The organism is Acuticoccus sediminis (assembly GCF_003258595.1).
Classification (GTDB): Bacteria; Pseudomonadota; Alphaproteobacteria; order Rhizobiales; family Amorphaceae; genus Acuticoccus; species Acuticoccus sediminis.
Map to the genome: position 1 here is coordinate 1,659,599 of NZ_QHHQ01000001.1, position 25,379 is coordinate 1,684,977.

General features: G+C 67.4%; 25 protein-coding genes. 11 read left to right on the forward strand and 14 right to left on the reverse strand.

Annotated features, from left to right (window positions below; genetic code table 11):
- Positions 1–235: 235 nt before the first annotated feature.
- From secY to rplQ, 6 genes are all read left to right on the forward strand, one after another.
- Positions 236–1,567 (forward strand): preprotein translocase subunit SecY, encoded by a 1,332-nt coding sequence (secY, locus tag DLJ53_RS07255; RefSeq protein ID WP_111343541.1) that lies wholly within the window; start codon positions 236–238, stop codon positions 1,565–1,567.
- Positions 1,564–2,166, forward strand: coding sequence for an adenylate kinase (locus DLJ53_RS07260; RefSeq protein ID WP_111343543.1), 603 nt, complete (start codon positions 1,564–1,566; stop codon positions 2,164–2,166). Before secY ends, DLJ53_RS07260 begins: the two co-directional genes overlap by 4 nt.
- 706 nt (positions 2,167–2,872) lie before the next feature.
- Positions 2,873–3,241 carry a 30S ribosomal protein S13 gene (gene rpsM, locus DLJ53_RS07265; RefSeq protein ID WP_111343545.1) on the forward strand — a complete coding sequence of 123 codons (369 nt, stop codon included), beginning with the start codon at positions 2,873–2,875 and terminating at the stop codon, positions 3,239–3,241.
- Positions 3,242–3,289: 48 nt separating this feature from the next.
- The gene (gene rpsK, locus DLJ53_RS07270; RefSeq protein WP_075219881.1) at positions 3,290–3,679 is read left to right on the forward strand and encodes a 30S ribosomal protein S11; all 390 of its coding nucleotides are present in this window, start codon (positions 3,290–3,292) and stop codon (positions 3,677–3,679) included.
- Positions 3,680–3,811: 132 nt separating this feature from the next.
- Entirely contained in the window at positions 3,812–4,837 is a 1,026-nt protein-coding gene (locus tag DLJ53_RS07275; protein ID WP_111343547.1) for a DNA-directed RNA polymerase subunit alpha, read from the forward strand.
- Between the two features lie 129 nt (positions 4,838–4,966).
- Positions 4,967–5,383 (forward strand): 50S ribosomal protein L17, encoded by a 417-nt coding sequence (gene rplQ / locus DLJ53_RS07280; RefSeq protein ID WP_111343549.1) that lies wholly within the window; start codon positions 4,967–4,969, stop codon positions 5,381–5,383.
- A gap of 267 nt (positions 5,384–5,650) precedes the next feature.
- On the opposite strand, the gene DLJ53_RS07285 is transcribed toward rplQ, so the two are convergent.
- The 3 genes from DLJ53_RS07285 to groES form a co-directional block, all read right to left on the reverse strand.
- Entirely contained in the window at positions 5,651–6,511 is an 861-nt protein-coding gene (locus DLJ53_RS07285; RefSeq protein ID WP_162408978.1) for a class I SAM-dependent methyltransferase, read from the reverse strand.
- A gap of 223 nt (positions 6,512–6,734) precedes the next feature.
- Positions 6,735–8,378 (reverse strand): chaperonin GroEL, encoded by a 1,644-nt coding sequence (gene groL / locus DLJ53_RS07290; RefSeq protein ID WP_111343553.1) that lies wholly within the window; start codon positions 8,376–8,378, stop codon positions 6,735–6,737.
- Positions 8,379–8,417: 39 nt separating this feature from the next.
- Positions 8,418–8,723, reverse strand: coding sequence for a co-chaperone GroES (gene groES, locus DLJ53_RS07295; RefSeq protein WP_111343555.1), 306 nt, complete (start codon positions 8,721–8,723; stop codon positions 8,418–8,420).
- A gap of 279 nt (positions 8,724–9,002) precedes the next feature.
- On the opposite strand from groES, the gene DLJ53_RS07300 reads away from it, so the two are divergent.
- Positions 9,003–10,625: a methyl-accepting chemotaxis protein gene (locus DLJ53_RS07300; RefSeq protein ID WP_111343557.1), complete on the forward strand. Its 1,623-nt coding sequence runs from the start codon at positions 9,003–9,005 to the stop codon at positions 10,623–10,625.
- A gap of 1,027 nt (positions 10,626–11,652) precedes the next feature.
- On the opposite strand, the gene DLJ53_RS07305 is transcribed toward DLJ53_RS07300, so the two are convergent.
- Positions 11,653–12,078: a response regulator gene (locus DLJ53_RS07305; RefSeq protein ID WP_111343559.1), complete on the reverse strand. Its 426-nt coding sequence runs from the start codon at positions 12,076–12,078 to the stop codon at positions 11,653–11,655.
- A complete protein-coding gene (locus DLJ53_RS07310) occupies positions 12,075–13,586 on the reverse strand; it encodes a sensor histidine kinase (protein WP_111343561.1) in 1,512 nt (503 codons plus the stop codon). The genes DLJ53_RS07305 and DLJ53_RS07310 overlap by 4 nt, the downstream gene beginning before the upstream one ends.
- Before the next feature lie 310 nt (positions 13,587–13,896).
- On the opposite strand from DLJ53_RS07310, the gene DLJ53_RS07315 reads away from it, so the two are divergent.
- Positions 13,897–14,844 (forward strand): DMT family transporter, encoded by a 948-nt coding sequence (locus tag DLJ53_RS07315; protein WP_111343563.1) that lies wholly within the window; start codon positions 13,897–13,899, stop codon positions 14,842–14,844.
- A gap of 6 nt (positions 14,845–14,850) precedes the next feature.
- Here DLJ53_RS07315 and DLJ53_RS07320 read toward each other — a convergent pair whose 3' ends face one another.
- From DLJ53_RS07320 to DLJ53_RS07330, 3 genes are all read right to left on the reverse strand, one after another.
- Positions 14,851–15,675, reverse strand: coding sequence for an MBL fold metallo-hydrolase (locus DLJ53_RS07320; RefSeq protein ID WP_226574984.1), 825 nt, complete (start codon positions 15,673–15,675; stop codon positions 14,851–14,853).
- Between the two features lie 286 nt (positions 15,676–15,961).
- Complete coding sequence (locus DLJ53_RS07325) at positions 15,962–16,759, reverse strand: response regulator transcription factor (protein WP_111343565.1); 798 nt, start codon at positions 16,757–16,759, stop codon at positions 15,962–15,964.
- Between the two features lie 236 nt (positions 16,760–16,995).
- Positions 16,996–17,382: a response regulator gene (locus tag DLJ53_RS07330; protein ID WP_111344191.1), complete on the reverse strand. Its 387-nt coding sequence runs from the start codon at positions 17,380–17,382 to the stop codon at positions 16,996–16,998.
- Between the two features lie 183 nt (positions 17,383–17,565).
- On the opposite strand from DLJ53_RS07330, the gene DLJ53_RS07335 reads away from it, so the two are divergent.
- Complete coding sequence (locus DLJ53_RS07335; protein ID WP_111343567.1) at positions 17,566–18,222, forward strand: protein phosphatase CheZ; 657 nt, start codon at positions 17,566–17,568, stop codon at positions 18,220–18,222.
- Positions 18,223–18,328: 106 nt separating this feature from the next.
- On the opposite strand, the gene DLJ53_RS07340 is transcribed toward DLJ53_RS07335, so the two are convergent.
- The 5 genes from DLJ53_RS07340 to DLJ53_RS07360 form a co-directional block, all read right to left on the reverse strand.
- On the reverse strand, positions 18,329–18,964 hold the full coding sequence (locus DLJ53_RS07340; RefSeq protein WP_111343569.1) for a glutathione S-transferase family protein: 636 nt from the start codon (positions 18,962–18,964) through the stop codon (positions 18,329–18,331).
- 121 nt (positions 18,965–19,085) lie between these two features.
- Positions 19,086–19,436, reverse strand: coding sequence for a GFA family protein (locus DLJ53_RS07345; RefSeq protein WP_111343571.1), 351 nt, complete (start codon positions 19,434–19,436; stop codon positions 19,086–19,088).
- 164 nt (positions 19,437–19,600) lie between these two features.
- Positions 19,601–19,978, reverse strand: coding sequence for a septal ring lytic transglycosylase RlpA family protein (locus tag DLJ53_RS07350; protein WP_202913019.1), 378 nt, complete (start codon positions 19,976–19,978; stop codon positions 19,601–19,603).
- Positions 19,979–20,379: 401 nt separating this feature from the next.
- Positions 20,380–21,603, reverse strand: coding sequence for a 5-aminolevulinate synthase (hemA, locus tag DLJ53_RS07355; RefSeq protein WP_111343575.1), 1,224 nt, complete (start codon positions 21,601–21,603; stop codon positions 20,380–20,382).
- A gap of 108 nt (positions 21,604–21,711) precedes the next feature.
- Positions 21,712–23,013 carry a BCD family MFS transporter gene (locus tag DLJ53_RS07360; RefSeq protein WP_111343577.1) on the reverse strand — a complete coding sequence of 434 codons (1,302 nt, stop codon included), beginning with the start codon at positions 23,011–23,013 and terminating at the stop codon, positions 21,712–21,714.
- 237 nt (positions 23,014–23,250) lie between these two features.
- Here DLJ53_RS07360 and DLJ53_RS07365 point away from each other — a divergent pair, with 237 nt between their 5' ends.
- Positions 23,251–23,499 carry a hypothetical protein gene (locus DLJ53_RS07365; RefSeq protein WP_146619911.1) on the forward strand — a complete coding sequence of 83 codons (249 nt, stop codon included), beginning with the start codon at positions 23,251–23,253 and terminating at the stop codon, positions 23,497–23,499.
- Positions 23,500–23,637: 138 nt separating this feature from the next.
- Here the strand turns inward: DLJ53_RS07365 and DLJ53_RS07370 are convergent, their stop codons facing one another.
- Positions 23,638–24,654, reverse strand: a complete 1,017-nt coding sequence (locus tag DLJ53_RS07370) for a 1-aminocyclopropane-1-carboxylate deaminase (RefSeq protein WP_111343581.1) — start codon at positions 24,652–24,654, stop codon at positions 23,638–23,640.
- Positions 24,655–24,808: 154 nt separating this feature from the next.
- On the opposite strand from DLJ53_RS07370, the gene DLJ53_RS07375 reads away from it, so the two are divergent.
- Entirely contained in the window at positions 24,809–25,273 is a 465-nt protein-coding gene (locus tag DLJ53_RS07375) for an Lrp/AsnC family transcriptional regulator (protein WP_111343583.1), read from the forward strand.
- Positions 25,274–25,379: the final 106 nt, after the last annotated feature.

Below are 25,379 nucleotides of genomic sequence, written 5' to 3' on the forward strand. Positions count from 1 at the left end.
GCCTCTCGTGCGCGCCGCTGGCTCCGGCCGGAGAGGGGGCGCGACGAAGGTACTCCCATGTCGGGGCTGGGATTGCTCTCCCTTTGAACCGATATTAAGTGGGATGGGCTGTGTGGGCGGTCATGCGCCCATGACAGCGCCGAAATAACCCGTTAGGGGTGGCGAACCGGACCGTGGCTCGCCGCCGGTTCCTAATCGTAATTTGAGTGCTACTGGTCGAGGATCGGACCGTCCAATGGCGTCAGCCGCCGAACAGCTTGCTTCCAACCTGAACTTCAAGGCATTCGCGAAGGCGGATGAGTTGAAGAAGCGCATCTGGTTCACCCTGGGTGCGCTCGTGGTCTACCGGCTTGGTACCTACATCCCCCTGCCGGGCATCGACCCCGTCGCGCTGTCTCAGGCGTTCGGCCAGGCCCAGCAGGGCATCATCGGCATCTTCAACGTGTTTGCCGGCGGCGCGGTTTCGCGAATGGCGATCTTCGCGCTCGGCATCATGCCGTACATCTCCGCCTCCATCATCATCCAGCTCCTCACGACGGTCGTTCCGAAGCTCGAGGCGCTGAAGAAGGAAGGCGAGCAGGGTCGCAAGACCATCAACCAGTACACCCGGTACGGCACCGTGCTGCTCGCCCTAGTGCAGGCCTACGGCATCTCCGTCGGGCTTGAGAGCGCGGGCAACATCGTCACCGATCCGGGCTGGTTCTTCCGCTTCACGACCGTGGTGACGCTGGTCGGCGGCACGATGTTCCTGATGTGGCTCGGCGAGCAGATCACGTCGCGCGGCGTCGGCAACGGTATCTCGCTGATCATCTTCGCAGGTATCATCGCCAACATGCCCGCCGCGCTCGCAGGCATGCTGGAGCTCGGCCGTCAGGGCGCGTTGTCGACGCCGATCATCCTCGGCGTGCTGGTGATGGCCGTGGTGGTGATCGCGTTCATCGTCTTCGTCGAACGGGCGCAGCGGCGTCTCCTGATCCAGTATCCGCGCCGCCAGGTCGGCAACCGGATGTTCCAGGGGGATTCGTCCCACCTGCCGCTGAAGCTCAACACGTCGGGCGTCATCCCGCCGATCTTCGCGTCCTCGCTGCTCGTCATTCCGGCCACGCTGACCGGCTTCGGCGCGGTGGAGGCGACCGGCGTCATGGGCACGATCCAGACGCTGTTCGGCCATGGCCGGCCGCTGTACATGATCACGTACGCGGCGCTGATCATCTTCTTCGCGTTCTTCTACACCGCGATCGTGTTCAATCCGGCGGACACGGCGGACAATCTGAAGAAGCATGGCGGCTACATCCCGGGCATCCGCCCCGGTGAGCGCACCGCGCAGTACATCGACTACGTGCTGACGCGCATCACCGTGCTGGGCGCCGCCTATCTGATCGTTATCTGCCTGCTGCCAGAATTCCTCATTTCGGCCACGGCCGTCCCGTTCTACTTCGGGGGTACGTCGCTGCTGATCGTCGTGTCCGTGACGATGGATACGGTTGCGCAGGTGCAAGGCCACTTGTTGGCCCATCAGTACGAGGGCCTCGTGAAGAAGGCCAAACTGAAGGGGAGTCGCCGATGAGGCTAATTCTGCTCGGACCGCCAGGCGCGGGTAAGGGGACCCAGGCGAAGCGGTTGATGGAGGCCCACGGCATTCCGCAGCTCTCGACGGGCGACATGCTGCGCGCCGCTGTGAAGGCGGAAACCGAGATCGGCCTGAAGGCGAAGGACATCATGAACCGCGGCGACCTCGTCCCGGACGAGGTGGTCGTCGGCATCGTCGAAGAGCGGATCGAGGAGCCGGACTGCAAGAACGGCTTCATCCTGGACGGCTTCCCGCGCACGGTGGCGCAGGCGGAAGCCCTCGAGCGGGTGCTCGAGCGGCACGGGATGGACCTCGACGCGGTCCTCCAGCTCGAGGTCGACGAGAATGCGCTCGCCGCCCGGGTCGAGCAGCGGGTCGCCGAGAGCGGCGACGCAGTTCGCGAGGACGACACCGTGGAGGCGCTCAAGAAGCGCCTCGTGGTGTACCGCGAGCAGACGGCTCCGCTCGTCGACCACTACCGGGAAACCGGTCACCTGGTGACGATCGACGGCATGAAGCCCATCGATGAGGTTGAAGCTGCCATCTCCGAGGCGCTGTCCTCGGCGAAGGACAGCCGAATCAGGGCGGCCGGCTAAAGAAAAAAGGTTGACGCGGACCTTGCACCGCGCTACCCACCGCGCCTAACTGGAGGAGTCGCGGTGCATAGGCGTCCGCGCGATCTGGTATGGGCCAATAAACCCGACAGCGTTAGGGCTGGGCTAGCCGTTGTATGCGGCGGCGTCAGCCCGTTCGTCGTTTCGCTGCGCGGTGTGGCTTCGGATCAGGCGCCGTCAACGGGCCCTTTCCGGCGGGTCGCGCGGGGTTTTTGCCCGGGCGCGCGCGGTTCCGGAACGGCCGGGGTGGTACGCGACGACGCTCCATATCGCGCGAGGTGGTTGGCCAAAGGTTAACCGCCGGCCGCTGCGCCAGCGCCCAAGTGCCGCGGCACCGCCTGCGGGGCGCGGCGAGGGCCGGGACCGGGCGCGACAGGTGGTCCCGGACCGGGGCTCGCCCCGGTACAGGTTCGGGGCAGCCCTCCGGGGCACCAGGCCGGGAGACCGGCACAAGATTGGCCGGGAGACCGGCCGGGAACCGCCGGCTCGCCGGCATGAAGTCCGGTTCGCCGGCGGGGATTTCGGGTCAACCGGATCGAACGTCGGCGCTGCCGGGTGCACGTCCGCCGGCCTGGCCGGCACGATCGTTACCGGCTCCGCCGGTGTGTGGACCGCCGGGCGACCGGCACGAATTCGAACCGGCTCGTCCGGTCATATACGGTGGCCGGTCGTACCGGCAGGAGGCAAAGTGGCTCGTATCGCTGGCGTCAACATCCCGACGAACAAGCGCGTCGTCATCGCGCTGCAGTACATTCACGGCATCGGTCCCTCGATGGCGAAGGAGATCACCGACAAGGTGAACATCGCCCCGGAGCGCCGCGTGAATGAGCTGTCGGATGCCGAAGTCCTGATGGTCCGCGAAGTCATCGACCGCGACTACATCGTCGAGGGCGACCTTCGTCGCGAGACCGCGATGAACATCAAGCGGCTCATGGACCTCGGCTGCTACCGCGGCCTGCGTCACCGCCGCGGCCTGCCGGTTCGCGGTCAGCGCACGCACACCAACGCGCGTACCCGCAAGGGCCCCGCGAAGCCGATCGCCGGCAAGAAGAAGTAATTTTTGGCCGCAGTTCTGGCCACTGGGCCACACAAACCGAGGGATTGAATGGCGAAGGAAGCCACGCGCGTTCGGCGCAGGGAGCGTAAGAACATCACGTCGGGCATCGCCCATGTGAACGCCTCCTTCAATAACACGAAGATCACCATCACCGACGCGCAGGGCAACGCCATCTCGTGGTCCTCGTCGGGTGCGATGGGCTTCAAGGGCTCGCGCAAGTCGACCCCGTACGCCGCGCAGGTCGCCGCCGAGGACGCCGCCAAGAAGGCCTCCGAGCATGGCATGCGCACGCTCGAGGTCGAGGTGACGGGTCCGGGGTCGGGCCGCGAGTCGGCGCTTCGTGCGCTGCAGGCCGCGGGCTTCACGATCACGTCCATCCGCGACGTGACGCCGATCCCGCACAACGGCTGCCGTCCGCCGAAGCGTCGTCGCGTCTAACGAAATACTACGGCGCGCCCATCCGGGGCGCGCCATTGGCAGCGCGGCCATCCGGGCTCGCGCGCCCTGGCCCGTGGGCCGGCCCCCGCGGGCGCTCCGGGCGACGCCCCATGAGATCGAAAGGCATTTGACGTGACGACCAACCAGAAGAACTGGCAGGAGCTGATCCGCCCGAACAAGCTCGAGGTCACGCCCGGCTACGATCCTAAGCGCATCGGCACGGTTGTGGCCGAGCCTCTGGAGCGCGGCTTCGGCCTGACGCTCGGTAACGCGCTCCGTCGCGTGCTTCTGTCCTCGCTGCAGGGTGCGGCTGTGACTTCGGTCCAGATCGACGGCGTCCTGCACGAGTTCTCGAGCATGAACGGCGTGCGTGAGGATGTGACCGACATCATCCTCAACATCAAGGAAATTGCGGTGCGCATGTCGGGCGAGGGCCCGAAGCGCATGGTGCTGCGCAAGCAGGGCCCCGGTGCGGTCACCGCCGGCGACATCCAGACCGTGGGCGACGTGTCGATCCTCAACCCCGACCACGTGCTCTGCACGCTGGACGAGGGGGCCGACATCCGCATGGAGTTCTCGGTCAACACCGGCAAGGGCTACGTCCCGGCCGATCGCAACCGTCCCGAGGACGCCGCCATCGGCCTCATCCCGGTCGATTCGCTGTACTCCCCGGTGAAGCGCGTCTCCTACCGCGTCGAGAACACCCGTGAGGGTCAGGTCCTCGACTACGACAAGCTGACGATGCAGGTCGAGACCGACGGCTCGCTGAGCCCCGAGGACGCCGTGGCATATGCCGCGCGCATCCTTCAGGACCAGCTCTCCATCTTCGTCAACTTCGAGGAGCCGACGAAGCCGGAAGTCGCGGACGAGGTCCCCGAGCTCGCCTTCAACCCTGCGCTGCTCAAGAAGGTAGACGAGCTGGAGCTTTCGGTCCGCTCGGCGAACTGCCTCAAGAACGACAACATCGTCTACATCGGCGACCTCATCCAGAAGTCCGAGGCGGAGATGCTCCGTACCCCGAACTTCGGCCGCAAGTCGCTGAACGAGATCAAGGAGGTTCTGGCCCAGATGGGTCTGCACCTCGGTATGGAAGTGCCCAACTGGCCGCCCGACAACATCGAGGAGCTGGCCAAGCGATACGAGGACCATCACTATTGATGTGACGACCGGCCGGGGCTTGATGCTCCGGCCGTTTCTTCCCGGACCCGCCCTCGTCGCATCGCGGGACCGGCAATCTAGCGCGAACGCCGGAAGCGCCCGGCACACCCACATTCAAGGAGAATCGCCATGCGCCACAAGAAGCAGGGCCGCCGTCTCAATCGTACGTCCAGCCACCGTATGGCGATGATGGCCAACCAGGCTGCCTCGCTGATCGAGCACGAGCAGATCGTCACGACGCTCCCGAAGGCGAAGGAGCTTCGCCCGTACATCGAGAAGCTGGTGACCCTCGGCAAGCGCGGCGACCTCCACGCCCGGCGGCAGGCGATCTCCAAGTGCCGCAGCGAGTCCGCCGTGCGCAAGCTGTTCGGGACCATCGGCCCGCGCTACAAGGACCGCAACGGCGGCTACACCCGCATCCTGAAGGCCGGCTTCCGCTACGGCGACAACGCGGCGATCGCCGTGATCGAGTTCGTCGACCGTGACGTCGAGGCCAAGGGCGCTGCCGACATCGCGCGCGTCGCGGCCGAGGAAGCGGCGAACTAAGACCCGCGCGCCTGTCGACGGGCGCGGCCGGATCGCACCAGCCGCCGAGAGCTGACGACGGCTCGGGCTTTCAGCCTGGGACCAACTTCAATCGCCGCCGGGCCTCCCGGCGGCGATTTTGATTCCGCGGGCCGGCGCCGTGCCGGCGGGACCAGCGAAGCCTGCGGCGGATCGCGCGCCTGCTTGGGCGCGCCTCACGTCCTGAAGGCGCGGAGGGCCCCTACGGACCCCCGGGTGGTGGGTGCGCCTCTCCGGGGGAGCGGGCCGTCAGTCGGGCTTCCGGGCGCTCACGACGTGGATCGTCGCCGGGATCGAGAGGGCGTCGCCGTCGCGGTACGGCTTGTAGGCGGCGGCGATGCGCTCCTGGATGGCGGCGACGTCGGCCTCTCCGCCGTCGTGCGTGCGCAGGATGCGCGCGGCGGGGCCGACGTTGGTGGAGAGCGTGATCGCCTCCTCGAACGGTCCGGGGTGGTGGAGCGCCATCGCACACGTGTCGACCGTGATCCCCGCGTAGCCGGCCTGTTTCAGGATATCGGTCACGTAGTCCGGGTCCTCGAACGCCATCGGCCCCGGCGCTCGGGGCGGGGTGGGCTCCACCGGCCCGAGCTGCGCGATCGCGGCCTCGCGGGGGACGTCGAACCACGGATTGTCGGCGAGGCCGGCCCAGCAGGCGAAGGTGATCCGCCCCTCCGCGCCCATCGCCCGGCGCACATTGGTGAAGGCGGCGACCGGATCGTTGAAGAACATCACGCCGAAGCGGGAGACGACGCGGTCGAAGCTGTCGGGCGGGAAGGGGTGGGTCTGCGCGTCGGCCTCGATAACGGTGGCGTTGGCGAGCCGCGCGGCCTCGATGCGGGCCCTGCAGCGGGCGAGGAGGCTCGTCGAGAGGTCGACGCCAAGCACTGCGCCCGAACGCTTTGCGAAGGCGATGGTGGTGTCCCCCGCGCCGCAGCCGATGTCGAGCACGCTGGACGTCCGCGTCGGCCGTGAGGCGTCGAGGAGGGCGGCGGTGATCTCCACGAACAGCGTGTCGAGCGCACCCTGATTGCGGACCCATTTGTCGCCGGTGGGGGAGTTCCAGTACTCGCGCTGTTCGGCGTTTGGGTCGGGCGTGGCGTCGACGGGCATGATGGTTCCCCTGCTTGCGGGAACTTTAGCGTGCACCTCACGGCGGTCGAATGACAGGTCGGGCACAAAAAAAGGCCGTGCGGAGCACGACCTTTTTCCGAATTTGGCAGGCGGCGCTGCGCCGCGCCGCCGGGCCATGTCCCTCCGAAGACGTCGGAGCCGCGCGGTCGGGCGCCCTGGGGCGACCGACCACCGTCCGGAGACGGGCGGCTCGGTTGACGTCTTAGAAGTCCATGCCGCCCATGCCGCCCATGCCGCCGCCGGCCGGCATCGCGGGGCCGTCCTTCTTCGGGGCCTCGGCGATCATGGCCTCGGTCGTCACGAGCAGGGAGGCGATGGAGGCCGCGTCCTGCAGGGCCGAACGGGTCACCTTCGTCGGGTCGATGATGCCCTTCTCGATCATGTTGCCGTACTCCTCGGTCTGGGCGTCGAAGCCGAAGTCCGAGTTGTCGTTCTCGAGAATCTTGCCGACCACGATCGAGCCCTCGACGCCGGAGTTCTCGGCGATCTGGCGGATCGGGGACTCGAGGGCGCGCAGCACGATCTTGATGCCGGCCGCGACGTCCGGGTTGTCGGAGGAGAGCTTCGCGACGGCGACCTTGGCGCGCAGGAGCGCAACACCACCGCCCGGGACGATGCCTTCCTCGACGGCCGCGCGGGTCGCGTTGAGGGCGTCGTCGACGCGGTCCTTCTTCTCCTTCACCTCGACCTCGGTGGCACCACCGACGCGGATGACGGCCACACCGCCGGCGAGCTTCGCGAGGCGCTCCTGGAGCTTCTCACGGTCGTAGTCGGAGGTGGTCTCTTCGATCTGCTGCTTGATCTGAGCAACGCGACCCTTGATGTCCTCGGCGTCGCCCGAGCCGTCGACGATCGTGGTCTCGTCCTTGTTGATCGTGACCTTCTTGGCGCGGCCGAGCATGTCCACGGACACGTTCTCGAGCTTGATGCCGAGGTCCTCGGAGATCACCTGGCCGTTGGTCAGGATCGCGATGTCCTGCAGCATGGCCTTGCGACGGTCACCGAAGCCCGGAGCCTTGACGGCCGCGACCTTCAGGCCACCGCGGAGCTTGTTGACGACGAGCGTGGCCAGAGCCTCGCCCTCGACGTCCTCGGCGATGATCAGGAGCGGACGGCCGGACTGGACGACGGCCTCGAGGATCGGAAGCATCGCCTGGAGGTTGGAGAGCTTCTTCTCGAAGATGAGGATGTAGGGATCCTCGAGCTCGACCGTCATCTTCTCGGCGTTGGTGACGAAGTACGGCGAGATGTAGCCGCGGTCGAACTGCATGCCCTCGACGACCTCGAGCTCGGTCTCGAGCGACTTGGCCTCTTCGACGGTGATGACACCCTCGTTGCCGACCTTCTGCATGGCGTGGGCGATCATGTCGCCGACTTCCTTGTCGCCATTGGCAGAGATCGTGCCGACCTGCGCAACCTCGTCGGAGGTGTTGATGGTGCGCGAGCGGGAGGTGAGGTCCTTGATGGCCTCGGCGACGGCGAGGTCGATGCCGCGCTTCAGGTCCATCGGGTTCATGCCGGCGGCAACCGACTTGGCGCCTTCGCGGACGATCGACTGGGCGAGAACGGTCGCGGTGGTGGTGCCGTCACCGGCGAGGTCGTTGGTCTTCGAGGCGACCTCGCGGACCATCTGCGCGCCCATGTTCTCGAACTTGTCCTCAAGCTCGATTTCCTTGGCGACGGTCACGCCGTCCTTCGTGATGCGCGGGGCACCGAAGGACTTCTCGATGACGACGTTGCGGCCCTTCGGACCGAGCGTCACCTTCACGGCATCGGCGAGAATATCGACACCGCGCAGCATCTTGTTGCGCGCTTCGGCCGAGAACTTGACTTCCTTAGCAGCCATTGTGGGGCTCCCTGAAAAACTGGTCTGATGCGCGGTGGATTACGCGGAGACGGAGACGCCTTCGACGACGCCCATGATGTCGCTCTCCTTCATGATGAGGAGATCTTCGCCGTCGAGCTTCACTTCGGTGCCCGACCACTTGCCGAACAGGACGCGATCGCCAGCCTTGACGTCGAGCGTGACCAGCTCGCCCTTCTCGTTACGGGCGCCGGGGCCGACGGCGACGACTTCGCCTTCCTGCGGCTTCTCCTTGGCGGTGTCCGGGATGATGATCCCGCCCTTGGTCTTCGTGTCGGACTCGATGCGACGCACGACGACGCGGTCGTGCAGCGGACGGAAGTTCATATCTGTCCTCATGACAAAAGGGGCGAAACTGCCCGGTCTCTGAGTGCTTCCCGCTGTTGGCACTCGACCGAGGTGAGTGCCAAGCGTTGTCGCGGAGATATGATGTGGTCCCGTGGGTGTCAACGCGGGAATGTGACGGGCGTCACATTTTTTCGGCCTCTACATGGAGGTTCCGGCGCTCCCGATCAACGCCCGGCGGCCGCACGCGGGAGACAGGATCCGGCAATCCTCATACCGTATTACCGCACGGTCCGGAATCCGATTGGGTCTGATGAACCGATGTCTCAAAATTCACGCGGCCAGGCGAACCGCCGGTTTCTGAACAACCTTGCGCTTCTGCCGAAGGTCGTGCTGGGCTTTTCCGTCGTCGTCGCGACGCACGCGGCGCTCAGCCTCACCTATTACTTCATGAGTGCGGACGTTGGCGCCGCGATCAGCGACCCCGGAACCAGCCGCGCGGCGCTGGCGGCGATGGTGGAGGGGCAGGGCGCGACCATCCTATGGGCCGCGCTGGGACTGATCGCACTTTGCGTCGCCACGACCGTCGTCATCCTGCGCGGGACGATCGTGCCGATGCGGGCGCTGACCCTCGCGATGGAGAAGGTGTCGAACGCCGACACGAACTTCGTCGTGCGGGCCGAGAACGGGACCGACGCGGTGGGCCGCATGTGGGAGGCGCTGGGCAAGGTCCGTCAGCGGACCGAGGTCGCCTTCGCCCGCGAGCAGATGATCGAGCAGTTCCCGGTCCCGGTGCTGGTCGCCGACCCGCAGAACGGCTTCCGCATCAACTTCTGCAACACGGCCGCGCGAACGGCGCTCGTCGCCATGTCGGAGGAGCTGCCGTGCCGGCCGGACGACATCGTCGGCCAGTCGATGGACATCTTCCACAAGCAGCCGGGCGCGATCCAGAACCTCCTGTCCGACCCCCGGCGGCTGCCGTGGACAGCCAACGTGAACTTCAACGGCCGCGAGCACCTCGACCTTCGCCTCACGGCGCTCCACGACACCAACGGCGCCTATGTCGGGGCGATGCTGGTCTGGCGGAACATCACCTCGCAGGTCCGCAGCACGAAGATCTTCGAGGAGAACGTCGCCAAGACGATCGCCGAGCTCGGCTCGGCCAGCGCCTCGATGACGGATCAGCTCGGCGCGGTGACAGGGCTGGTCGCGCAGATCCAGCGGAAGGTGACCGAGGGATCCTCCGCCACCAGCGACGCGACGAGCAGCGTCCAGTCCGTGGCGCAGGCCGCCGGCGACCTCGGCGTGCTGGTGGGGTCGATCGGCCAGCGTGTCGCGGCGGCGAACCAGCACGTCACGAACACCAACGCGAAGGTCGCCAACGCGGTGGAGCTGTCGCACCGGCTGTGCAGCGACAGCGAGCAGATCAACGACGTCGTCGAGACGATCGCCGGCATCGCCCACCAGACCAATCTCCTGGCGCTCAACGCGACCATCGAGGCGGCGAGGGCGGGGGAGATCGGCAAGGGCTTCGCCGTCGTCGCGCAGGAGGTGAAGAACCTCGCGATGCAGACGGCCAAGGCGACCGACGAGGTCTCGCACCAGATCGGCACCCTGCAGGCGCAGATCCGCAGTGTGGCGGACGGCATCTCGTCCGTCTCCACGGTGATGGAGGAGCTGGGCAAGCTGTTCGCCAGCATCGGCGAGGCGACCGAGGAGCAGAAGTCTGCGACGGCGGCGATCTCGGCGAACGCCCAGCAGGCGGCGCGCGGGGCGGACACGGCGGCGCGCACGATCCTCGCAATCGAGGAGTTCTCGGCGAACAACCTCGCGGCGACGGAGGTCCTGTCCTCGGCCGCCGCCCGCGTGGTCGAGGCCAACGACAACCTGTCGGCCCAGTCGAAGGAAGTGGTGAAGGCCCTTCAGGCCAAGGAAAAAGGCTGAGGCGTCCGTCGCGCTCCAGGGACGACCGGCTCGCCGGGACGTCGTACCTGCCGGCCCGCCGCGCAAGACGCGGGGCGCCGCCGCGAGCTACGCCGCTGGGCGGGACCCGCCGCGTACTGCGCCACACTCACCCAGAGACGCCCGGCCCCGCTCTCCGGCCCGGACCCAGTCGGACGGCCGCGCCGGTCACAGAGGCACCGTTTCGATCCGCCGTGTTCGGGTCGCTGCGGCGTTCGATCCGGGGGCTTTCCGTTCCCGCTGCTCATACCCGCCTCGCGGTCCCGCTCCACCTCTTCGTCGCGCGCTTCGGTCGCCGGGTGGCGGCATGGGCTTCAGCCCGTCGATGCGGTGAATTCGGCCACTGCGGTCCCACGGCGAACGGCTGATTGCCCCGGCGGCGGTCCCGCAGCCCTCTCTATTATATCCCTGCATCTCCCCATGACGTGGTGCCCGACCGGCGAGACGGATGTCGCCGCTCGGCAGATCGGGTGGTTCCCGTGTGAGACGATGCCAGCCGCGACCCCGACCGACCTGGCCCGAGGCGACGCGGCGCGGGTGTCGAATCGGTGATCGCGGATCATCGGCACCGGGTCATCGTCGCGGAAAAGCGAGGCGGCGAGCGCCGATCTGCGGGGGCCGCGTGCGGAGCGGCGTGGCGATACGAGCGGCGGCCGTGAGGTGACGCTCACTGCACGCCTCCGCGAAACGGGCGCGTCACCGTGGAGGTCCAGCCGGTCATGAATGGGATAGGTGGCCGTGCGTCGGACGAGCGGCCGCGTCGCGTGACACCGCCCGGCTCGCGCGGAAGTTTTAAGTGCGACGACGGTTCGTCAGGGGGCGGCGCGCCGGACCGGGACGGGCGGCTTCGCGACCTCGGCCGCTGCGAGCCCGGCGTGACCGGGCGCAGGCGCGGGCGGGCGCGGCGTCGTCGCACCGGCGGTCCCGGACGTTCAGGCGGGGCCCGGCGTAAGGGCGTGGGGGCAGGCAAAGCCCGCCGGCGCCGCTCACCACCCCGGGAGGGCGCCCGTCAGCCGGTGCCGGCGGCGGGGCCGGCGATCATGCGGGTCATCGCGTTGCGCAGGACCGCGTCGTCGGTGGGCTTCGAGTAGACCTCGGAGCAACGGTAGAAGGCCGTCAGGTCTTCCTTCAGGCCATGGCCCGTGTGAAAGATAATCGGGACGTTGCGCTCCTGCAGGATGTTGGCGACGGGATAGACCTCACCGCCGATGATCGCGACGTCGAGAAGCGCCAGGTCCAGCGGCTCGGTCTTCGCCGCTTCGATCGCCTCGTCGAGCCGGGCGATGGGGCCGACGACTTCGAGGCCCATGTCAATCTCCAGCATCATCTTGAGGGTGAGCGCGATCAGCGCCTCGTCCTCCACCAGCAGGACCCGCGCCCGGCGGACCCGCATGGGGCGTGGTGTGGGGGTTTCCTCGAACGGCGATGCGATCATTGCATAGGGCTCCTGGCGGTTGAGGATGTATGGAACGTGCTCGGGGCCATGGGCTGCGGCAGCAGTCCGGCCTCGAAGGTCAGGGTGAGCCGGATTCCCGACGGACCCTCGCCCCGGGTCAGGATCGCCCCCATCTGCGCGGTCGACATCTCGATAAGGTCGGAGCCGAAGCCCCGGCGCTGCGACGCGGTTCCGGCCGGCGTGAAGGCGGGCGAATGCTCTTCCCACGTCAGTCGCACGAGGGAGGTCCCTTCGCCCTGGACCGGCGCCCACCTGACGGAGACGTGGCCATCGAGCGTCGCCCACGCGCCGTACTTCAGCGCGTTGGTGGCGAGCTCGTTGAGGATGAGGCCCATGGGGGTGATCTTGCCCTGCGGCAGCCACAGCGCCGGACCGTCAAGGGTGAGCGCCGCGCGATCCGCGGGGTAGGGGGCGAGCACCGCCTCGAGAATTTCGCCGAGCGGTCCGCCGTCCTCCATCTCGTAGCCGAGGCTCACGACGTGCGCGGCGGCGAGCGCGGCGATGCGCTGGTCGAGCTCTCGCACGAGCGTCGGCACATCGTCCCGCCCCATCGCCGAGAGTTTCACGAGCGAGCGGATGACCGCGAACAGGTTCTTCACGCGGTGATTGAGTTCGCGCGTCATGATCCGCTGGCGCTCGCGGAGCTCGACCTTCGCGGTCACGTCGTGATCCACCTGCAGGATCATCGTGTCGCTGCCGGTCACGGCGATGCGCTGCATGGTGGTGGAGGTGTGGACCGTCGCGCCGCTGCGGGCGATCCAGGTAATGTCGCCGCTCCAGGTCTCGCCGGCCTCGACCCTGGCGAGGATCGCGCGCCAGGGCAGTGCGCACTCCGCCTTAAGGACGTCGCGCGGATGGAGTCCCTCCATCTCCTTGCGGCTGTAGCCGAACATCCGTTCGGCGCCGCGGTTCCAGCGCTTCGTTCCGCGTTGGGGGCTCCAGACTGTGATGGCGTCGTTGGAGAGCTCGAGGATCTCCGCCATCTTCTCGCTCAGCTCGTGCACGCGGGTGTCGCTGAGGATCTGGTGGGTGCCGGACATCCGCTTGGGGACGCCGTTGTCGCACAGGGCGACGCCGCGCGTTCGCACGCGCAATGTCGCGCCGTCGGCGGTGCGGCACCGCAGGATCTGGTCGAACGGCACGTCCGGGTCCGCGAGGTGGGCGTCGACGTTCGGGCCGAAGTGCGCCAGGTCCTCCTCGAACATGAGAGAGGTCCACTCGGCCATCAGGTGCGGCTTGGTCGCCGGATCGAAGCCGAGGATGCGCCAGAAGCCGGGGCTGACGTAGCAGTGCTCGCGGTTCTCAAGGTCCCAGAACCAGAGCCCGTCCGACAGGCGTCCGGACTTCACCATCATCCCGTAAGTACTGCTGCGCCGGGCCAGCTCGAACTCCCGTTCGAGGTAGTGGTCGCCGGCGTCGGACGGAAGCATCGGGCAGCACGACCGCTTGTCGGGGAAACAGTAGTTGAGGGACCGTATCTCGATCATGTCTATACGCCCGGGTTTACTCTGCCGACGTTCTATCGCCCCTGGCTGACGCACGGCTGGGTTGTATTATGTATTTGATTGATTGGAATTCTCGGAAGTTCTGTGGATTTTATCGCTAATTTTGTTCGTGCGGCTGCGGTTGGGGAATAAGATCTTACGTGATCGGCCGTCGACCCGCGGGTCTTGCCGTGCGCGGCGCCGGGAAGACGGCGCGTTAGGTTGTGCGTCCTGTGCGGTCTCTCGACCGGCGTGGGGCCGGTCCGCAAACGCAATGATGTTCGCCCGGCGTCCGTTGGGTTAGAGCGGCTGGATGAGCAGCACATCAGAAACGACCACGGCCCCTGCCGCGCGCGAGGTCGGCGGGGTCTTCGCCATCGTCTGCGGCGCGGCCCTGTTCGGCACCACGGCCTACTTCGCCCGTGTCCTTCCGGAGACGGGGATGGCCGCGCCCGCGATCACCTTCTTCCGCTTCGCCCTCACGGCGCTGGTGCTATCCCCGTTTCTGGTGCTGCGCGGCCCGGGGCTGCGGGCGACGCTGTGGGGCATCGTCGGCGGGGCGACCATCGCGCTGGGCTGGATCGGCTACGTCGTCGCGGTGCGGACCCTGCCGGTGGCGGAAGCGGGTGTCCTCTTCATGACCTACCCGCTGTTCGCGATGGGCTTCGCGGCGATCCTCTTCGGCGAGCGACCGGGGGCCCGGGGCGCGGTCGCGGCCGCGCTGATCGTCGTCGCCGCGCTCGTCGGCACGCCGATCGTGTCGTTCGGGGTCGCCCTCGGCGCGGTGCTCTTCGGCCTGACGACGCCCGCCGCATACGGCTTCCTTCTCAACGTGATCGCGCACCGGCTGGGCACGCTGCCGCCGCTCGCGGCCACCGGGTCGGTCTCGCTGGGCGCGGTCATCGGCGTGACGCCGCTGATGCTGCAGCTCGAGCCGTCCGAGATCCTGCCCGCCGAGCCGAGCGCGCTCGGCCTTCTGGCGGCGATGTCGCTCTTCAGCGCATTCATGCCGCAGCTCATCTACGTCACGTTCGCGCCGAGGCTGGGGGCCGTGACGACCGCGATTGCCGGCAGCGCGGAGCTGCCGTCGATGTTCCTGATCGGCTGGCTGGCGTTCGGCGAGCCGCTGACGCTCGCCCATGCGGCGGCGGCGTCACTCATCATGATCGCGATCGCCATCACGCCGCAGAACCCGCCCGCGACGCGGATGCACGCCCCGCTCCACGACGAGGATGCGCAGGGCGGGGCGCCGCGCAGCTAGGCGCCGCTACTCGCCGCCGTAGGTCGGCTGAAGGACCACGAACGTCGGCCGTTCCGGCAGGGTGTTGAGCGAGACGCGCAGCACCGGGTCCGACGGCATGCTGATGATGAGGCCGTCCGCGCGGGTGCGGTTGACGAATTCGGCGAGGGTATACTGGCCGAACCAGTGCATCGGGATGGCGATGGACGAACGCAGGCGCGACACAACCTCCATCATCGCCGACTGGTCCATCGTGTAGGTGCCGTCGACGGGGACGAAGACGACATCCAGCCGGCCGATCTCGGCGACCTGCGCGTCCGACAAGGGCTGGTGCAGGTGTCCGAGGTGACCGATGCACAGGCCCTGGATCTCGTAGATGAAGATCGAGTTCCCGTTCGCCTCGAAGCCCATGTAGCTGCGGATGTCGGTCGTGACGTTGCGCACCAGCACCTCGCCGACCTGCAGCATGTGCTGCGCCGGCACGCCGTTCTCGCCCCACCCCTTGAGGACATGCGGGATGGCGGGATCCGGGAAATTTGTAAAATGGCTCGTGTGCGCGTGGTTCATGGTGGCGACGTCCGGCGTCGGGCCGGCGCCGGCGCTGCCGGCATAGTCGGTCGCGATCGTCGTCCCGTCCGGTGCGGTGATGCGGAAGGTCGAGTGGCCGATGTAGCGGATCTCGACGGAATGCTCGGGGCGCGGGATGTCGTTCGCGACGCGGATGAGCCGCGCTTCAGGAAAGGCGGAGGCGATGGCCTGGCAGTTCGAGAACTGCGCGGACGCCTCGGTGCTGACGAGGGCCATGAGCCCTGCGCATGCGACGACGAACGAGCGAAGGGGGATCCAACCCACACGCGCCTCCTCGGTATTCGCGGTACGGTCGCTCCTGCTCAGGGCGACAAGCAAGTATTGTACCGGAGCCGGGGCGCTGTCCCACACAAAGCGTCCGCGCGATTGGGGCCGAATGTCTCAGCCGGCGGCGGCGCGAGCGGCGTTGCGGGCCGGAACGATCGGGCCGCACCGGGATCGTCCCGGGTGGGCCTCGACGGGGGAGACGGAGACCGCGGTCGCCGCGCGCAGGCGATCGCAGGGCGGCGGTCGGCGCCGCCGGGATCGGCGGCGGGCGATGGCGTGCCGGTCAGACCGGGCGCGGGCCGGACCGCGCTCCGGCGCGGTCGATGCCCGGATTGGACGCGACGATCGACAGGACGGGCGTCGTCTCGGCCGCCTCCCGTGGAACCGGGCGCTCGATTTCGAACGGCTGGCGGTCGCCGATGAAGGCGTAGCCGGCGAAGCGCTTGGCGTCGATTACGTCGTAGCCGAGGCGCAGGCGCAGCTTCTTGCGCAGCTTGGAGATGTGCCCCTCGATCACCGTCTCGTCGACGTTCTCGTTGAAGAGACCGTAGATGGCGTTGAAGAGCTGTGTCTTCGTGATCCGCCGGCGCCGGTTCTTCACGAGGTATTCGAGGATCTGGCGCTCCCGGCGGGGCAGCTCGACGGGGACGTCGTCGATGACCGGGTCGCGCGAGTCGAAGTAGACGGTGAGGCGGCCGAACTGGGCCTCCTCGCGCGCGTCGCTGGAGCGCCGCCAGATGGCGTTGGCGCGGGCGACGAGCTCGCGGACCGGAGCGGGCTTCTTGACCACGTCGTCGACGCCCACGTTGAAGAGTTCGAGCGTCTCCTCGAGGCCGCTCTCCTCCTTGAGGGCGATGATCGGGGTCTTGGCCCGGCTGCGCACCAGGGAGGGGACGGTGTAGCGGTCCTCGGTCGCGCCGAGGATGACCGCCTGAATGGCGGCGGTGTCCGCGTCGGAGATCGAGTGAAGCCAGTCGGCGAACTCGATGCCCGCGAAGGTTGTGCAGGCGAGGCCTTCACGTTCGAAGCCGGACTTGTATCCGTTGGCCACGACCTCACGCGAATCGATGACGATGTACATACGCGCCTTCCTTTCTGAGCGTGAGAGACTGGAGCCGGTGTTGCGGGAGCATCTGCTCCTCGGCGCGGCTTGTGATTGCAACCATTGCGCGAGAATTGCGGTGCTGCAACCGGGAAGACAACTTTAAGGGTATGCTCCCGGTTGTGCCGGAATGTGACGAAATGTCTGCCACTTGTCACATCGATCCTCCGCCACAACCATAAATCGCGCGTCTGTGGCGATGCCTCAGGCGGCGCTCAGGCGGGCTGGAAGACGGATTCGATCTTCCCCTTGAGCGTCTGAGCGTTGAAGGGTTTCACGATGTAGTTGTTCACGCCGGCCTTTTTCGCCGCGACGACGTTCTCGGACTTCGCCTCGGCGGTGACCATGATGAAGGGGAGCTCGGAATGCTCGGGGTCCGCACGGACCTGCTTGAGCAGTTCGTAGCCCGTCATCGGCTCCATGTTCCAGTCGGAGATGACGAGGCCGTACTTCTTCGCCTTGATCTTTTCCAAGGCTTCGCTGCCGTCCGACGCTTCGTCAACGTCCTGGAACCCGATCTGGCGAAGGAGGTTCTTGATGATACGGACCATAGTCTTGTAGTCGTCGACCACGAGGACAGGCATCGTCAAGTCTAGGGACATCGATAGCTCCGCGATGTTGCACGCCCGGTTGAGCGAATGTTCAGCCATTTCGGTTTAAGCTGATACGCTTGTGCGAAGCTGGCTCCGAACCTTGCCCGACACTCGCTTGACTGTGCGTCCCTAGGTTGAACCCGGTGCGGTTCGGTGTATCGTTAGGCTGTGCGTCAACGGAGTCATTTGGACATGGCAAGACCATTCCGGGTCGAGATCGCAGAAGCACGGCGTCTTGCCGAAACTTCGCCGATGACCCACCAGGTGGAGACGATTCTCAAGGAGCTGCACAGTTCGCGCGGCCAGGCCGGTGGGGCGTCCGAGCAGAAGGTCGACAATGCGATCGCGCTGTGGAGCGGCGTCGACGACATTCAGAAGCGTATCGACGTCACCAAGACCGAAATTGGCGCCCTCTACGCTCGCAATTCGGGAGACCAGTCGAACGCGCGTGCGGCGGAGGAGCTACGTGCCGTCGTGCACGGGACGGAGATGGCGACGGACACGATCCTCGCCGCCGCCGAGACGATCGACACGCTCATTCCCCGCATCATGGATGCCGTCGGCGAGGACCTTAAGGACAGTGTCCAGTCGATGTCGGACAGCGTGATCCAGATCTTCGAGGCCTGCAATTTCCAGGACATCACCGGGCAGCGGATCTCGAAGGTGGTCGACTCGCTGCAGTTCATCGAGGAGCGCATCGCCTCCATGGTGGACGTCTGGAAGGCGCAGGAACTCTCCGTCGCCGTCGTCCCCAAGGAGAAGAGCGACAAGGACCTCCTCAACGGTCCCGCGCTGGATGGCGACTACGGCGTCGTCAACCAGGACGACGTGGACGCGCTCTTCGGATAGCCGAATATCCGGCCCGGTCGTGCGATCGGGTCGGCGATGACGCAGGATGGACCACAGGGCGACCCGGCTCCCATCGGCCGGGTCGTCCTGCGTCTGCGTGCGCGCGTCAGGATACGCCGGCGGGTTCCGCTTCCGGCAGCCAGGTCACGGCGCGGTAGCCGGGGAGGGCCGCGACGCGGTCGATCCAGCGGACGATGCCCGGCGTCCGGGAGAGGTCGAACCCGGCCTCGTCGGCGCGGTGGGTGTAGGCGAAGAGGGCGACGTCGGCGAGGGTCGGGGCGTCGCCGACCAGCCAGTCGGCGCCGGCGAGGCGGCCCTCCATCACGTCGAGCGCCTTGATGCCGCCCTCGAGTGTCGCGGCCAGCCGCTCCGGCGTCGCCCGCGCGGCGAGCTGCGGGTAGACGAGCAGCGACCGGCGGACGGCGATGTTCGGCTCGTGGCTGTACTGCTCGAAGAACATCCACGACAGCATCCGCGCATTTTCGTACGGGTCGGACGGCACGAAGCGCGTCCCGGCCCCGAGGTAGCAGAGCATCGCGTTGGATTCGGGGAGGTAGCGGCCGTCCTCCAGCTCCATCAGCGGCACCTTGCCGATGGGGCTCTTCGCCAGGAACTCCGTCGTCTGCGTCTCGCCGGCGAGGGTCTCGACGTCGACGTGGCGGAAGGGGATGCCGAGGAACGCCGCCAGCAGTCGCGGCTTATAGCAGTTTCCCGAATCCCAGTTGCCGTAGATCGTGATCATGCCATCCCTCCGGTGGGAGGGGAAAGGTGGCGGAAACGGCGGTCCGCGGCCAATTCATTCGAGTGAGCGCCGGCCATCGCCGCTGGTGATGGGCGCACCGGGGTGCAGGACCTGTCTCCGGTCAGGCGCTGGCGCCGTCGTGCGCGGTGATGTTCAGCGCGTCGAGATCGACGTCGGGGACGCAGCGCAGGTTGATCGCCGCCATCTCGGTGCCGTCGGGCGCGACGCCCTCGCCAAAGGGCTTGATCCCGCAGGTGGGGCAGAAGACGTGCGCGATGGTCCGACTGCCGAACCGGTAGACCGCGACGTCGTCGGCGGGCGTCTTCAGCGTCATCGCGGCGCGCGGCACGAAGGCGAGGATCGTCCCGGCGCGCCGGCACATCGAGCAGTTGCAGGTGATGGCGTCCTGAAAGTCCGCCTCCACCTCGAACGCGATGCGCCCGCAGTGGCAGCTCCCCTCGTGTCTGGCCATGACGGTCTCCGGTACGCGGCCCGTGGGCCGCGGATGATGGCCGCGCCTTATGGCAGCCGATTCGGAACCGAATTGTGGCAGGGGCGTTGTGGTCCGGTGCAGGCGGTGGATGGGCGGACGGGCCGCCGTGGCACGCAGTCTCGCGGGAGATCAGGCGGGTGAGGTCAGAGGACCTCGAGCTTCACCTTGGCGACGCCCTGGTCGACCATGCCGATCTTGGCGGCGGCGGCACGGGAGAGATCGATGGTACGCTTGCCGTGGAACGGGCCACGGTCGTTGATGCGGACGGTGACGGACCGGCCGGTGGCGGGGTTCGTGACCTTCACGCGGGTGCCGAAGGGGAGCGTGCGGTGAGCGGCGGTGAGGGCGTTCATGTTGAAGCGCTCGCCGTTCGCGGTGCGCCGGCCGTGGAAGCGCTTGCCGTAGAACGATGCGGTTCCGCTGCTGACCTTGCCGGCCATCGCGTCAGTCGCCATCGGAATCGAGGTCGCAAGAAATAGGGCGGCAACAGCCGTCGCGAGGGCGGCCCTAGCGTGAAGCATGTTCGTTGTCCTGTCATCGGAGTGCCGAGGCCTCAACGTGGAGGTGTCCCGTCGGCAACAGCGCGGCGTCTCCCGCCGGCGGCGCTTGGTTAGCCTCCGATGCCGGCGGGGCAAACCCTCGTTCGGACGACAACGAACAATTTTACGGAAATTGTAGCGCAGTTTTCCACAAGGCATCGCAGGTTTGTGGGAAACGCCTGCCGTGAAGTGTCGCGTGGGCAATTTTACGATTGACCCGTAGCGTTTCCGTCGGGTCGGAGCGCCGAATCGGGGCTCGGCGGACGCGCCGGAGCGAGTAGGAACGGGACGATTGGCCCCTTCAACGGGCGATTAAATGCGCACAATGTGCATGAAAAAAGGCGGCCGGAGCCGCCTTGGTTCGCGTCATGGTTGTTGCCGCGTCAGGCGACGGCGGACGTCCGTGCCAGGGCGCACTGCGACCAGAGGTCGGAGAGGGCGTAGGCCAGATGGTCGATGTCCGCGTCGGTGTGGACGGGCGAGGGCGTGATGCGCAGCCGCTCGGTCCCCTTCGGGACGGTCGGGTAGTTGATGGGCTGGACGTACACGCCGTACTTGTCGAGCAGCAGGTCCGAGATCCATTTGCACTTGGCGGCATCGTTCACCATGACGGGGACGATGTGGCTCGGGTTGTCCATCAGCGGGATGCCGATGGCCTTGAGGCGGGCCCGTACCTTGCCGACGACCGCCTGGTGGGCCTCGCGCTCGGCGTTCGAGACCTTGAGGTGCTCGATCGAGGCGCGGGCGCCTGCGGCGACGGCCGGCGGCAGCGCCGTGGTGAAGATGAAGCCCGAGGCGAACGAGCGGACGTAGTCGCACAGGTTCTTCGACGCGGCGATGTAGCCGCCGACGACGCCGAACGCCTTGCCGAGCGTCCCCTCGATCACGGTGAGTCGGTCCATAAGGCCGCGCTGTTCGGCGATGCCGCCGCCGCGCGGGCCGTAGAGACCGACCGCGTGCACCTCGTCGAGGTAGGTCATCGCGCCGTGCCTGTCGGCGACGTCGCACAACTCCTCGATCGGCGCGATGTCGCCGTCCATGGAGTAGACGGACTCGAACGCGACGAGCTTGGGCCTGCTCGGGTCGACGGAGGAGAGGAGCCGGTCGAGGTCCTCAGGGTCGTTGTGCTTGAAGATGTGGCGATCGGCGCGGCTGTGCCGGATGCCCTCGATCATCGACGCGTGGTTCATCGCGTCGGAGAAGACGGCGCAGTTGGGGAGCTTGGCGGCGAGGGTGCCGAGCGCGGCCCAGTTCGACACGTAGCCCGAGGTGAAGAGGAGGGCGGCGGGCTTGCCGTGCAGGTCGGCGAGCGAGCGCTCCAGTTCCACGTGGTAGTGGTTGGTGCCGGAGATGTTGCGGGTGCCGCCGGCGCCGGCGCCGCAGCGGTCGATCGCTTCGTGCATGGCGGCGAGCACGGCCGGGTGCTGACCCATGCCGAGATAGTCGTTGGAGCACCAGACGGTGACTTCGTCCGGGCCATCGCCGCGGTGATGCCGTGTGGCCCGCGGGAACGCGCCGCGATGACGCTCAAGATCGGCAAAGACGCGGTAGCGCCCCTCGTTCCTCAGCGAATCGAGGCTCTCCGCGAAATGACGCTCGTAGTCCATTGTGCCCTCAATCCATCCCTCTCATTAGACATATTCTGATTGAGGGGCACTGAGTCCAGCGTGCGGTTGTCGTTTTCGGCCATGCTGAAGAGGGGTTGTGACAAAAGGTCAGCCCCGAAGGGCAGAGAAAGTCATGTCTTTTGGAAAAATCTGCAGCACGCGCATCGCGACTAAAGACGCAATCGTGAAGAGCGCCCCTTCGACGAGGAACACGCTCGCGAAGGCGTAGGAATCGGCGGCGAGGGCGCGAGTCGCGTCGAGGAGGCCCGCGCCGGCGACCATGCCGAGGCCGAATCCGAGTGCCTGCGCCGTCCCCCACATGCCGACGCGGGTGCCTTCGCGCCCGCCCTCGCCATCGCCGGCGAGGGAGAACATCGCCGCGATCGCGCCGCCGGCGAAGAGGCCGTTGGCGAGGCCGTAAACGAGGATCGTCGGCCGCAGCGGCCAGTCGGGCGCGGTAAGCGCGGCGGCGGCGAGGCCGGCGAGCGCCACCGCCGAGGCGAGGCAGCCGGTCACCGTCGCGCCGACCAGCGCGGCGGGCCTGCCGCGCGCGAGGCGGCCGACGACGGCCATGAGGATGAGCCCCGCGAAGACGCCGGCGTGATGGTCGCCCGACAGCCGCGTCGAGGCGCCGGGCTCGAGCCCGAAGACGGCTGCGCTGAACGGCTCCATCACCAGCTCCTGCATGTTGTAGGCGAACATCGACAGGAAGACGAAGACCGTGAAGCCGCGCACCCGCGGGTCACGCCACACGTCCGCCAGCGCCTCGCGAAAGCGGCTCGGCGCGGGCGGCGCCTCCTCGTGGCGCGGCCGTTCCACCCCCAGCATCGCGAGGGTGCCGAGCGTGAAGGCGGCGAGGCTGACGGTGGACGAGACGGCGATCAGCGTCTGGTAGGAGAAGGGGATCATGGCCGAGCCGGCGAGCTTGGAGGTGATCACCAGGCCGAGGATCATCGTCAGGAAGATCGTGGTCGCCGCCGGTGCGCGCCGCTCGGGCGCAACGGTGGTGGAGACGAGGGCGAAGAGCGTCGTCCCGGCCGCGCCCACCCCGATCCCGACGCCGGAGTAGGCGAGGAGTGCGGCGATGTACCCGGCGACGGGGTCGGTCACCATCAGCCGGGTCGCGAACGCGCAGCCGACGCCGGACACCGACAGCAGCGCGAGGCCGGCGAGGATCCACGGCGTGCGCCTCGGGCTGCGGTCGGAGCCGTGGCCGAAGCGCACCCGTGTCGCCTGCACGGCGTAGTGGGCGCCGATCAGCCCGGCCGGGAGGAGGGCGAGCAGGCTCAGCTCCTCCACCATCAGGCGTGGGATCGTGGAGATCGGGATCACGGTGACAGACGCGATCGCGGCCTGCACGACGGCGAGCCGGACGATGGTCACCCAGTTGGCGAGGAACGGCTGGATCATCGCCCCATCATAGGGTGGGAACCCGCTCCCGGCATGGGGCACTGCGGCATCGCCGACGTCCTGACAGTACGAAAACGTCAGGCCGCGCGCGGGGGATCCCGTGCGGCAGAAATGGCGGGGAGAAGGGAACCAAACTCTCGGAATTAGAATTATTCCAGTTGCAGATAAAGTGAGATTATATTAATTCTAGAGTTCTGAATGGGATCCCGCGCGATGGACGCGGAGGGAGTGCGCAACATGCCGCGAGTTCTGATCGAGGGTAGGAGCCGCCCGTTCGACAAGGCCGTGATGGGGATGGCGTTCGACCTCAGGGGCAGCGAGGGCCTGGACCGGGCGTCGGTGAAGTATGCCGACCGTCCGCACGGCGTGCAGCGCTGCGCCGAGTGCACGCACGTCCTGGCGGCCGCCCAGGGCGTCCGCTGCTCGATCGTCGAGGGGCAGGTCGGCCTCAACGGCTGGTGCGCCCTCTGGACGCCGGGCGACTGACGCGCCCGCTAGCGGCGTAAGCCGCCTCCCGCCGCAGCAGGCGTCTGGCTTGATCAGTATTCAAAGAGTGAATCGCGCCGCCGGGACGGGGTCGACCGTCCCGGCGGCGTTCGCGTGCGTGCAGCGACGCGGCGCGGCTCAGCCGTCCTTGTAGTAGTAGCTGTAGCCGTTGAGGGCGGGGGCGCCGCCGAGGTGGGCGTAGAGCACCCTGGAGCCGGCCGGGATCCTGCCGGTCCTGATGAGGTCGATCATCCCCTGCATCGACTTCCCCTCGTAGACGGGGTCGGTGATCATCGCCTCGGTCCGCGCGGCGAGGCGGATGGCCTCGTTGGTCTCCTCGCTCGGGACGCCGTAGGCCGGGTAGGCGTAGTCCGGAATGATGACGATCTCGTCGTCGGTCACCGCGCGGCCGAGCTCGACGAGGTCGGCGGTGCTGTCGACGATCCCGCGGACCTGCGCGCGGGTCTGCTCGAGGGTGGCGGAGGCGTCGATGCCGATCACCCGGTGCGCGCGGTTCTGGTCGGCGAAGCCGACGATCATGCCCGCCTGGGTCGAGCCGGTGACGACGCACACGATGATGTAGTCGAAGGTGAAGCCCAGCGCCTCCTCCTGCGCCTTCACCTCCTCGGCGAAGCCGACGTAGCCGAGGCCGCCATACTTGTGCACCGAGGCGCCGGCGGGGATGCCGTAGGGGACGCCGCCCGCGTCGTGCACGGACTGGATGGCGTCCTCCCAGCTCTTGCGGATGCCGATGTCGAAGCCGTCCTCGACGATGCGCGAGTCGGCGCCCATGAGGCGTGACAGCAGGATGTTGCCGACGCGGTCGTAGACGGCGTCGTAGTGCGGCACCCACTTCTCCTGCACGACGACGCACTTCATGCCGAGCTTCGCCGCCGTCGCGGCCACCATGCGGGTGTGGTTCGACTGCACGCCGCCGATGGAGACGAGCGTGTCGGCACCCGAGCGGAGAGCGTCCGGCACGATGTACTCGAGCTTGCGCAGCTTGTTGCCGCCAAAGGCGAGGCCGGAGTTGCAGTCCTCGCGTTTGGCGAAGATCTCGACCTCACCGCCGAGCGCGGCCGACAGGCGCGGCAGCGGCTCGATCGGCGTGGGGCCGAAGGTCAGGGGGTAGCGCTCGAATTTGTCCAGCTTCATCCCGGCTCTCGTCGTTTCGGTGAGGCGCCGAACATGGCAGAATTGATGTGAAAGGTGCTCTCTAAATCGCGCTCTGAATGGATCGGACGGCGATCAGGCGGCGGATATATGGGAGGATACACCGGAGATTCCGAAATTTACGGTAGATTCTCTCATGCTGGATCAGCTCGACAAGGTGGACCGCAACATCCTGAAGCTGCTGCAGGAGAACGGGCGGCTCACCAATGCCGAACTCGCCGACCTCGTGCACGTCAGCCCGGCGACCTGCCACCGCCGCACGCAGCGCCTCTTCGCGGAGGGCTACGTCGCCGCGGTGCGGGCGCAGGTCTCGCCGGAGAAGGTCAACCGGGCGACGCTGGTGATGGTGGGTGTCGTCCTCGACCGGTCGACCCCGCAGAGCTTCGCCGACTTCGAGGCGGCGATCCGCAAGCTGGATCTCGTCATCGACTGCCACCTCGTCGCCGGTGACTTCGACTACTTCCTGAAGATCCGCGTTCGCGACATCTCCGACTTCAACCGCCTGCACGCGGACAGGCTGATCGCGCTGCCCGGCGTCCGGCAGACGCGGACCTTTTTCGTCATGAAGGAGGTGAAGGACCAGGCGCCGCTGCAGTTCTGACAGGCGCGGCCGGGGCGGCACTAAGGTCGGATCGGGGCGACCTTCCCCTCGGGCCGGTCTGGCGGGACACTCGCCCCCGCTCCGGCCCTGGCGCCGGTGCCGAGCC